This is a genomic window from Thermosynechococcus sp. OHK43 (assembly GCF_014466085.1).
GTDB lineage: Bacteria > Cyanobacteriota > Cyanobacteriia > Thermosynechococcales > Thermosynechococcaceae > Thermosynechococcus.
The window spans coordinates 1-10762 of record NZ_JACOMP010000257.1 but is presented as its reverse complement, the minus strand read 5'-3'; the positions used below and the strand labels follow the sequence as shown (position 1 = coordinate 10762).

General features: G+C 52.2%; 10 protein-coding genes. 6 read left to right on the top strand and 4 right to left on the bottom strand.

Translation table 11 applies throughout. The features are described from left to right. Positions 1 to 1244 (top strand): hypothetical protein (locus H8Q75_RS11115; protein ID WP_297041738.1); only part of this gene is annotated, 1244 nt, incomplete at its 5' end. 6 nt (positions 1245 to 1250) lie between these two features. Here the strand turns inward: H8Q75_RS11115 and H8Q75_RS11110 are convergent. Further along, positions 1251 to 2084, bottom strand: a complete 834-nt coding sequence (locus H8Q75_RS11110; protein WP_297041736.1) for an acyl-CoA desaturase — start codon at positions 2082 to 2084, stop codon at positions 1251 to 1253. Between the two features lie 527 nt (positions 2085 to 2611). On the opposite strand from H8Q75_RS11110, the gene H8Q75_RS11105 reads away from it, so the two are divergent. The 3 genes from H8Q75_RS11105 to ntcA all read left to right on the top strand — a co-directional run bounded on the left by H8Q75_RS11105 (position 2612) and on the right by ntcA (position 4812). Continuing rightward, on the top strand, positions 2612 to 3277 hold the full coding sequence (locus H8Q75_RS11105; RefSeq protein ID WP_297041733.1) for a hypothetical protein: 666 nt from the start codon (positions 2612 to 2614) through the stop codon (positions 3275 to 3277). Continuing rightward, complete coding sequence (locus tag H8Q75_RS11100; protein WP_024124701.1) at positions 3274 to 3972, top strand: hypothetical protein; 699 nt, start codon at positions 3274 to 3276, stop codon at positions 3970 to 3972. Before H8Q75_RS11105 ends, H8Q75_RS11100 begins: the two co-directional genes overlap by 4 nt. A 174-nt stretch (positions 3973 to 4146) precedes the next feature. After that, positions 4147 to 4812: a global nitrogen regulator NtcA gene (gene ntcA, locus H8Q75_RS11095; protein ID WP_041429578.1), complete on the top strand. Its 666-nt coding sequence runs from the start codon at positions 4147 to 4149 to the stop codon at positions 4810 to 4812. Here the strand turns inward: ntcA and H8Q75_RS11090 are convergent. Then, complete coding sequence (locus H8Q75_RS11090; protein WP_297041730.1) at positions 4809 to 6437, bottom strand: cyclic peptide export ABC transporter; 1629 nt, start codon at positions 6435 to 6437, stop codon at positions 4809 to 4811. The two genes, ntcA and H8Q75_RS11090, sit on opposite strands and share 4 nt — an antisense overlap. Beyond that, positions 6434 to 6661 (bottom strand): hypothetical protein, encoded by a 228-nt coding sequence (locus H8Q75_RS11085; RefSeq protein ID WP_024124698.1) that lies wholly within the window; start codon positions 6659 to 6661, stop codon positions 6434 to 6436. Before H8Q75_RS11085 ends, H8Q75_RS11090 begins: the two co-directional genes overlap by 4 nt. Positions 6662 to 6842: 181 nt before the next feature. On the opposite strand from H8Q75_RS11085, the gene H8Q75_RS11080 reads away from it, so the two are divergent. Then, on the top strand, positions 6843 to 8177 hold the full coding sequence (locus H8Q75_RS11080; protein ID WP_297041728.1) for a TIGR03279 family radical SAM protein: 1335 nt from the start codon (positions 6843 to 6845) through the stop codon (positions 8175 to 8177). A 73-nt stretch (positions 8178 to 8250) separates the two neighbouring features. Then, positions 8251 to 9213 (top strand): hydroxymethylbilane synthase, encoded by a 963-nt coding sequence (gene hemC / locus H8Q75_RS11075; protein ID WP_024124696.1) that lies wholly within the window; start codon positions 8251 to 8253, stop codon positions 9211 to 9213. 7 nt (positions 9214 to 9220) lie between these two features. Here the strand turns inward: hemC and H8Q75_RS11070 are convergent. After that, on the bottom strand, positions 9221 to 10762 hold a 1542-nt coding region (locus tag H8Q75_RS11070), incomplete at its 5' end, for a CHAT domain-containing protein (RefSeq protein WP_297041724.1).

Here is a 10762-nt window from a genome sequence, read left to right as displayed (position 1 = left end):
GGCAGGAAATTTGGCAAAAAGGAGAAGAAATCTACCGCCGTGCTGAAGCAGCCTTGAAAAACCTGCAATGGCGGGAAGCCTTTCAAATCTCGCTCCAGTTGCAATTTGTTGACTGTCGTTACTGGGCCCAGGAGCAGTTTGGTGCCTTTAATCAGCGGATTATCCGTGCCCAACGGGAAGATCGGCAATTGGATGAAGCACGTGCCCTCATGGCGCAGGGGGGAGCCGATAACTTGGCCGCTGCGATTGCAATTGTGCGGCGAATTCCCACTACCAGTGACATTTACCCCGGTGCGCGGCGATTGCTCAATGAATTGGGTGAGCGATTGTTAGAATTGGCGATCGCTACCTTGAATCGCTACGAACCCCAAGAAGCGCGGCGAATTGCTGGCTTGATTCCCCAAGACGTCAGGAGTGCCCGCGCCGCCGAGGATGTGGTGAAGTTAGCAGCAGCAGAAGAATTTGCCCAAGCAGGCATGGGGGAAGATATTGATCGGGCGATCGCCCAAGCCCGGACGATTACCGCAGAACGCCCCCTCTACTTTGACGCTCAACAGGCCATTCGGCGCTGGCAAACCGATCTGAAGGTGTTACAAACCTTAGCAGCAGCCCAAACCATTGCCCGTGGTGGTACGGTGGACCGCCTTTACCTTGCGATCAACAGACTCAACATCCCTTTGGCAGACGCGAGTCCCTATCGCCAAGACCAAATCCGCGATCAGCGACGGCTGTGGCAACGTCAAATCGAGATTGCTGAGGATCAACCCCTGATTGACCGAGCCAATATTCTTGCCCGCCAAGGTACCCCTGAAGCTCTGTTGCAAGCTCGCCAACTGCTGGAGCAAATTCGTCCCCAGCGTGCCCTCTATGAAACGGCTCAAAATCGCCTCAAAGAACTCTTCCCCCCCGTTCCAACTGAAGCAGTGAGCTGGCAGCTTGATCCGGAGATGGCTCGCCTGAATGAAGCCCAGCGCCGTGCCCAAGGGGGTCGCGATCGCGACTTTGCCGCTGCCATTGCTATTGCCCAAAAAATTTCCCCCAACTCCAGTGTCTATGCCACCGCCAACCAGTTGATCGTGGAGTGGGGCAACAACATCCTAGAGCAGGCACGCTATTGGGTGGGGCGGGACAACCGCCAGGCGATCGCCACCGCCGAACTCATCCCCCCCACCCATCCCCTCTACTCGGAAGCAAGAGAATTGATCCGTATTTGGCAAGAGGCGGAACCCCAGAACCCCTTTTAAGGGCTTTTACTGATTCCTGGGGGCTTCCACAAGCCGCACCTTTTGGGCCAGACCCATTACTTGCAGTGCTCGAATTGTGATCCACGTGATATCAAATTCCCACCATTGCAGACCGTGGCGTGCCGAATGGGGATAGGCGTGGTGGTTGTTGTGCCAGCCTTCACCAAACGTCAAGAGGGCAACCCACCAACAATTTGTGGAGCGATCGCCCGATTCAAAGGTGCGGTAGCCAAACCTGTGGGTCGCACTATTGACAAACCAAGTTAGGTGATACACCAGCACCAGGCGGACAAAGATGCCCCAGACCACAAAGGGCAGTCCACCCCAGAGATATAACAACACCCCTAAAGCCACTTGAATAAGGAGAAAATACCGATTCAAAAAGCGATAGACAGGGTCAGTGTTAATGTCCTTGGTAAGGCGTTCCACCGCTGCCTTAGCGGGCACTTCTTGGAGCATCCAACCCATGTGGGACCACCAAAAGCCCTTTTGGGAATTGTGCTGATCCAGTTCTTGATCGGAGTGGAGGTGATGATTGCGGTGGAGGCCGACCCATTCAGTGATGCCACCCTCACAGGCCAAAGTACCGCAAAAAACAAAAAAGTATTCCAGCCATTTCGGACATTGGAAACTACGATGAGTGACAAGACGATGCCATCCCAAAGTAATCCCCAAACCACCAGAGACCCAGTAGAGGACAAAACAGAGGAGCACTGCCGACCATGAAAACGTCCCAGGCACCAAGGCCAGCAACGCTCCCAAATGGACAATACCCATAAAAAAAATCACCCCCCAATTGGGACGCAGGGGGCGCGAAGGCAACAAAGAAACAGATGTCATAAAACTCTCGAACACATTGACACGCCCTAGATTGAGCTAAGCCATGCAGGCTACTCCACTAGGGCAGAGGTAGCTGTGAATGCTTTCTGAATTAGACCTCAAGAAAAGTGCTTTGTCAATAGCCTATATTGAACAAGCAAAACAGCCAACCACTCCTTCCATCATGATGGAGATTGCAGAGCACGTCAAGTGAAAAATCGGTTGAACAACTGGAGGTGCAGCTCACTAGGGGGCTCACCGGTGTCAAGACCTGCTAATCCTAGCCGATTTTGGTTTTATTAAAATTTGTCAATATGCTATAAATTTCCGTGAAACCACTGAGAAGGAAGCAGCTCCTATCATCTACATTAGTGAATAGGTGAGAGGAATGAACAGCAGTTTGCCTGGAGTAAATTCTTACTACTCCGGTAATTTACTCATATAACAAAATTCCTACTCTGCAACACCAGGAAGCAACGTGCTAGATTAATTTACAAAAGTTTACACTCTCCCTGTTTCTGCTTTCACTGCATTTGAGGTTTAGGAGTATGCCGCTCACACCCATGACCCGCTACTACATTCGCCGTCTGCTTGCAGAGCGTGCTGAATCCCTTGGCCTAAAGGTGAGTGGGAGCGACAGCGAGGCCTTTACCGAGGAGTTATCGCGCTTAGAATCCTTAGCCGCAACTAAGTTGGCGGAAATTGATCTGATTGTGCGGATGCACCAAACCCTCAGCCGCAGTGGCCAAACCTACAATAGCTACCTCGCCAATCTGGAGCAGAAGCTCTTTGCTTTGATGGGTCTGGCGAGGCAACCTCAAGAAGACCTCAGCGATATTACCCTACCTCAGCCTGGCAGCGTGGAAGAGCCAGCAGCTAAAGTCCTCACCCTAGCGGAAGTTCTCGAACACTTTAACAAAATTGGCGATATTGCCCAGAAATACCTTGGCAAGATGATTGTGGCCAACTATTGGCGAGGCACTCGTCCCTACAGCAGTTGGTTTGCTGACTTTACGGTGACCAATGAGGGCCGGGTCGTTTATCGGTCGTACCAATCCAGCCGTGATATTTACCTCGATAGAGAACAAATTGAGCATTTAGACAATTGGTTGGCTGCTTTTGTTCGGCAGTGTCAGCGAGTCCTTCCCCAATTTACCAAGCAACTGCAAAAAGCAGGAGTTACGCAAACTAGCCTAGCTGCTAGCCCTCAATGACCATCGAAGAAACAGCCATTCACAGCCCCCTTGCCAACTCATACCGAGTCCTACGGCTTTTCTTGGCCGTTCTCTGGGTGGGGCTGATTGTCTATAGTTTTGGTTTTGCGCCCCCCGATCAACCGCAAACGCTGACACTCATTCAACGGCTAGCTACTGGAGACTGGCAGGGCATTAACCCCCTCATTGTCAGTCTCTTTAATTTGATGGGTGTGTGGCCACTGATTTATACCGCATTACTCGTCGTGGATGGTCAAGGGCAGCGATTTCCCGCGTGGCCATTTGCTGCTTTCAGTTTTGCCGTGGGTGCCTTTGCCCTGTTGCCCTATTTGATCCTGCGACAGCCTGCACCCCTCTTCACAGGAGAACTCAATAGGGGTGTACGTCTTTGGGAATCGCGGATCACTGGAATTGGGATTTTTCTAGTGGCGGTCATCTTTCTGAGCTATGGCTTACTTGCCGGCGACTGGCGAGACTTTTGGCAGCAGTGGCACAGCAGCCGCTTTATTCATGTGATGACCCTTGACTTTTGCCTACTGTCGTTACTCTTGCCCGTGCTGCTGGTGGATGACTGGCAACGGCGAGGCCTAGAAAACTCACCGTGGCGGTGGTGGAGCCTTGTCCCCTTTGTAGGAGTATTGGGTTACTTCCTTTTGCGTCCGCCCTTAATTCTCTCGAAAAAAAGTGTGGCATGATACAAAAAAATGCCCCTGAATTGGTTTTACTGATCTGTCAATGCTGAACTCTACACCCAGAGCGAGATTGGCTGGTGTTGAGAGAGTTGCATTGTTGGGGGAATATCAATGCCGACAGCACCCTATGCGATCGCTACACCACCCATTCAACCACCTTGGATTGACACACGACTCATGAACAAAGACGAACCCTTAGCACCAGTCTTTCGCCACATGGCCAGTGGCCTGTTTCCCTCCACAACTGAAACCTACGAACGCGGAAAAACCATTTTCTTTCCGGGGGATCCAGCTGAAAAAGTCTATTTTCTACTGAAGGGGGCGGTCAAGCTCTCACGGGTGTATGAAGGGGGCGAAGAAATCACAGTGGCACTGCTGCGGGAAAATACGGTATTTGGAGTCTTGTCCCTCATTACAGGCACCCGCTCCGATCGCTTTTACCATGCGGTGGCATTTACGAATGTGGAGCTATTGGCCGTTCCCATCGAGCAGGTGGAAAAAGCCATGAAGCAGGATCCAGAACTACCCATGTTTATGATTCAGGGGCTGTCATCGCGGATTTTGCAAACGGAGATGATGATTGAAACCCTTGCCCACCGCGATATGGGATCGCGCTTGGTGAGCTTTTTGCTGATTCTTTGCCGTGACTTTGGCGTACCCACCAGTGCTGGGGTAATGGTGGATTTAAAGCTTTCCCATCAGGCGATCGCCGAGGCCATTGGTTCGACGCGGGTAACGGTAACCCGTCTGCTCGGGGAACTGCGAGATCAAAACATGATCTCAATTCACAAAAAGAAAATCACGGTGCATAATCCGCTGATGCTGAGCCAGCAGTTTACCTAGGGGTGAGAGGCCACCACCAGTTGGCCATAGTCCAGTTTAATCAGGCGATCGGCGATATCGAAATAGCGATCGTCATGGCTAATCACAAAGACTGTTTTGCCCTGGGCTTTTAGTTCTGGGAGCAGCTGGCGGTAGAAAATATCCCGAAACACCGGGTCTTGATCCGCTGCCCATTCATCAAAGAGGTAGGCCGGGCGATCGTCGAGATAGGCCATCAACAACGCCAAACGCTTGCGCTCCCCTTGCGAGAGAGAAGTCGTTGAAAAGCGGTTACCTTCTAGGCGAACTTTGTGACTGAGGCGCAGTTTTTCAAGGTAATGTGGGATGACGGCTAGGCGTTCTGGAGATTCAATTCCCAACAGCGAGTCAAAGAGGTAAAAATCACTAAAGACAGCAGCAAAGTGTTGCCGATACCATTCGTAGTCCTCAGGCTGCAAACAGTGATCATCCACCCAAATTTCCCCTTGATCGGGCATGTAGAGTCCGGTAATAATTTTGGCGAGGGTGGATTTGCCGCTGCCATTACCACCGACAATAAAGACCAGTTCCCCGGCCTCAATGGTCAAACTTAAGGGGCCAAGGGTAAAGGCTGCGGGTTCATCCTTGTGGCTACCGCGGTACTGATGGCAAATCTGCAGGAGAGAGAGGGTTTTCCAACCAAAGGGAGGAAGCTCACCCCTATTATTAATATCTTGGCGCAGATCCCCAAGGCTGAGTTGCAGGGATTCCACTTTCTTGAGGGCAACCCTGGCACGACTAAACACTGGAATGGCATCAATCACCTGTTGCATTGGCAGCATGAGGTAGATAATTGTGAGAACATAGCCTGAGAGAACCGTGGGTGTGGCTCCCAGCAAATGGGGCAGTGTAAAGAGAAAGAAGCCAATTGTCACAAACAACAGCAGCTGCCCCCAACTGGCAGCAATGGCAAACACCATGTACCCTAGTTCATTTTGCTGCCGTGTTTTTTGAGCTGTGGGTGTCAATTCCCCATAGAAGAAGGCGAGTCGCCGTTGTCGATTCAGCTTGAGTTCTTTGTTGCCCTCCGTGAGTGTCCGAAAGTGGTGAAAAAGGTGATCCTGTTGCTGCCGTGCTCGCTCTAGGAATTTTTGTGCTCTGCCCGCTAGAAATAAGTAGCTGCCAGTACCAATGGCAATTAAGGCGACAAGGGCAAAAAAGAGGGGCGGCGACAACCAACCCATGTAAATAAGACAGCCAATCACAATGGCAATGGCATTAAAAAGATTGGGCAACACGGAAAAGGAACGGGAGACAGCATCCACGTCCTCTGTCAGCGTTGCAAGCAGCCGGGGATTACCAATGGCTTCTAACTGCCGTAGGGGTGAAGCGAGAATCTGCCGACTGAGGAGGAGGCGCATTTCATAAACTGCCTGTTGGGCAGCCCGCACCAGCAGTACTTGGGAGGTAAAGTGGGTCAACAGCAGTAGTGTGCCGAGGAGAATAAAGCCCCCAGGCAAGAGACGTTGGAGGGCAGGGGTTTTCTGCAAAGCGGCATTAATGAGGGCAATGAGCGCAGCCGTGCTGCCACCGTTGAGAAGTCCGGCGATCGCTGCTGCCACAATCGTCGGCCAGGCGGCTTCCAGGAGAATCCGAAATAGCTTCACGAATCTGTGGTCTCATCAGGGTTAAGGGTGGGTGCAGGCTCTTCGAGATTCAAGTTAGGAATAAAACTGGGGCGATCGGCATTTTCCCAACCCGGGGGACGCTTTGAGTTGTACCATGCAATGAGGCCAATGCTCACGGCAGCAATTAAACCCAGCAGCAACACCCCATAAAAGGGGAGGAAGTTACCTGCACCGACGGTAAAGCCAATTGCCAATGACCCCATTATTTTCCTCGTCAATATTGAGAAATATTTAGAACATCGAACACCACTATATCAATCCTAGCGCTGCTTTGAGAATCCCGAGGGGCGAAGCGACCTAGGGTACATTAAAAGATGGGAGGTGACTCCACCTGTAACAGAGAATTTTGCCCGACCTTTGAAGACCTGTGAACACCTCTGAACGATGAGCGATCGCGCCCTTCGACCGGCTCTTGTAGCTGCTGTGAAGCCTGGCTCCATTGCCGCGGAGTTGGGATTTGAACCCGGTGATGCTTTGGTGGCCATTAATGGCGATCGCCCCCGCGATCTAATTGACTACCGCTTTCTCTGTGCCGATGAATACCTCACTCTTGAAGTGCTGGGCAAAGACGGCCAAACCTACATTCTCGAAATCGAAAAAGATATTGACGAAGATTTAGGCCTAGAATTTACCACTGCCCTCTTTGATGGTCTAATGCAGTGCAACAATCGCTGCCCCTTTTGTTTTATTGATCAACAACCGCCCGGCAAACGGGAAAGCCTCTATATTAAGGACGACGACTACCGCCTAAGTTTTCTCTATGGCAGTTATATTACCCTCACAAACCTCCTCCCCTCAGAGTGGCAGCGCATTGCCCGCTTGCGCCTTTCCCCCCTTTACATTTCTGTTCATGCTACAGTGCCCAGTGTCCGCCAACGCCTACTGAAAAATCCCCGCGCTGGAGAGATTCTGCAACAGATTCGCTGGTTTCAGGAACAGCGGCTACAACTCCATGCTCAAGTTGTTGTTTGTCCAGGTATTAATGATGGTGAGTGCCTAGAGCAAACACTGCGAGATTTAGCCCAGTTCTATGATCCTGATTGGCCAACAGTCCTCTCAGTGGCTGTAGTGCCCGTAGGGCTGACCCGCTTTCGCCCTGCTGAGGATGAACTCACCCCCGTCACCTCCGACCATGCCCAAGCAGTGATTCAACGGGTACAGGCTTTGCAGCAGCAATTTGAACGGCAGTGGCAAACCCCCTTTGCTTGGCTGGCGGATGAATGGTTCTTGATTGCTGGGTGGCCGTTACCGCCAGCAGCCCACTATCAGGACTATCCACAACTCAGTAATGGAGTGGGCACCATTCGCCTGTTCCTAGAAGAGTTTGACCTTCACGCCCAACAGCTCCCTCAACGCCTACCACGGTCGCGGCATCTCAGTTGGGTGGTCGGCAATACGGTGGAACAGGCTTTTGAACCGTTGGTGGCACGCCTCAATCAGATTGAGAACTTGCGCCTTGATCTTTATGCCTTGGCCAGTGACTATTGGGGACAGCGGATGTCAGTGACAGGGCTACTGACCGGCCATGATTTGATTTATCACCTGAAGGGCAAACCCCTGGGCGATCGCCTCCTCCTGCCCAGTCTCATGCTCAAGCACGATGCCCCCGTTTTTCTCGATGATGTGCCTTTAGCCACTGTGGAGGAGGCTCTAGGGGTACCCATTCAAGTGGTCTCTGGCGGGGCAGCAGGAATTATTGCCGCTTGTACCCATCCCTAAAATCACTGATCTTGCCCCTTGGGATCCACGCGACTTATAATGGCTGGATGCTGTCCGCTGCACGCTCAACGCTATGATTGCCACCTCATCCCGTCCCGTTCGCATTGGTTCCCGCAAAAGTCAACTCGCTCTTGTGCAAACGGAATGGGTACAGGCGCAACTGCAAACCCACCATCGCGATCGCCCCTTTGAGGTGGTGACAATGACGACCCAAGGGGACAATATCCTGGATGTTGCCCTTGCCAAAATTGGCGATAAGGGGCTGTTTACCAAAGAGCTAGAACTCTCAATGCTGCGGGGCGAAACTGATTTGGCTGTCCATTCCCTGAAGGATTTACCCACTAAGTTGCCTGACGGCTTGGTTTTGGGCGCGATTACCGAACGGGAAGACCCCGCGGATGCCCTCGTTTTAGGTGCGAAATGGACAGGACACACCATTGATACTCTCCCCGAAGGTACAGTCATTGGTACCTCGTCATTGCGACGCTTGGCCCAACTGCGCCACTACTATCCCCATCTCACCTTCAAGGATGTACGGGGCAACCTAAATACCCGCCTCGCCAAATTGGATGCTGGGGAATACGATGCCCTGATTTTGGCGGTAGCTGGTCTGCGGCGTTTGGGGTTTGGCGATCGCATCAGCCAAGTTTTGCCAGCAACGGTATCCCTCTATGCTGTCGGTCAGGGCGCTTTGGGTATTGAATGCCGCGCCGCGGATGCCGACATTTTGGCTTTGGTGAAAACCCTTGAACATCCGGAGACAGCAGCCCGTTGCCTAGCGGAGCGAGCCTTCCTGCGGCAATTAGAGGGGGGCTGCCAAGTTCCCATTGGCGTTCACACAGTGATTGAAAATGGTCAACTGACCTTAACAGGCCTAGTGGCAAGTCTAGATGGCCAACGCCTTGTCAAAGACAGTCTCACAGCAGATGTGGCCACGGCAGAAGAACTGGGCACCCGCTTGGCCTTAAAACTTCGTGAACAGGGTGCGTCCGAGATTTTAGAAGAAATTTTCGCTACAGCCCGCCCTGAACGCTAGGGGGCTCTTACCAGGGATTGCCAATCATGGTAAAAGCTGCCCAGTAATAGGGATGACTCAGGGGGCGATCGCCCCGCCCCTGGGCAACCTCTGGCGGCAGTGGAATCTCTCCCTGGGGTGTCTGCAGTTGGTTGCCCTTGACGGTTACCTCGCCTCGCAACATCTCCAGTTGGGCTTGGCGCAGAGCCTCTGCTTTTATTGGTGCCGTATTTAAATGCTTATAGAACCGGGTCATCAAAGCCAATGTGCCCTCATCACTCACATACCACAGGCTGGCCACCGCCGACTTCACGCCCGCTTGCACCGCCAAACCTGCAAACCCCAATTCGGCATCCAAATCACCCACTGCTGTGCGACAGGCACTGAGAGTGAGCAGCTCTATTGGCGGACGATAGAGGCGTAGGTTTCGCAACTGAATTAAATTGAGCCGACTGTCCCGAAACGCAATGTAGGAGTTTTGGGGAGCTCCTGGTCGAAATTCGCCATGGGTTGCTAAGTGAATCACGCCATAGGTGCCCTGACGGTGCTGTTTCTTAAAATTGGCAAGGGTAAAGGCCTCATTCAGGAAGACTGCTCCCCCCCCTAGATCCTGAGCCACTTGCTGTAATTCTACAGGCACTGCCGGTAAGGGGGATTGGTCGGGGAAGTCAGACGCTCCCATGGCCAAGATGCGGGCTTCTTTGATATTCACATAGCGAGTGTCCGTGAGGCTCATACTGGGAACCAAGCCGACGCTAAAGCGCTCTACCAAAAAGTTTTGGCCGTCATGGAGTGCCGCCAGCGGTATCCCTCGCAAACCGTCGTCAGGAATGAACACCAAAGTATCAATCTGTTGGGCTTCCAGGCCTGCCCGCAGGGGGGCAATGAGCCACTGGTACAACTGCTGAGCTGCAGGCAAATAGGCGCGGGTATTGACTAAGCGGGGATCCCGCACCAAATTAGTAAAGGTTTCCGCCATTTTGAGGAGGCGATCTTGGCCCACACCCCCCACTGCTCGGTAAAGGGGATCTCCTTGTGGTGTAATGGCCAGTAAATCTGTCTGATTCGGACGGCTGAGGACATAGATGACAGCTGGTTTTTTCCCCGTTTGCAGGGCCTGCTCTTGTAGAATTGCTTGAATTTTCTTGCTGGATAACTCAGGAACATCTAAAGGACGCCCAAAGTAAGCCAAAAAGCTTTGAGTATTTTTCTGCTCTAGAAGGCTGATGACCTGACTGGAATTATTATTTGCCAGTGAAGAGGTAATCGTGGGCAGAAACAAAACCGGTGGTGCACCGACTGGCGGTTGCACTAAAGGAGGTGGTACCGGGCTAATGGGATTCAATAAACTCTTTCCGGCACCACTAGAAGAAGGTTCAGGAGATGATCCAGGAGAAGAAGGTCCAGGATAAGGGCCAGGAGTAATAAGAATTTGTGCGTAGATTCGGTCTCCGCTGTGGCGACAGAAAATCGCGCCTTGACCTTCATGATTGTCACAGTAACCCTCCGGTGTTTCCATCTTTTCGAGGAGGGCTGTAGCACTGCTGTTGTTTTGAGCGGCAGTAATAGC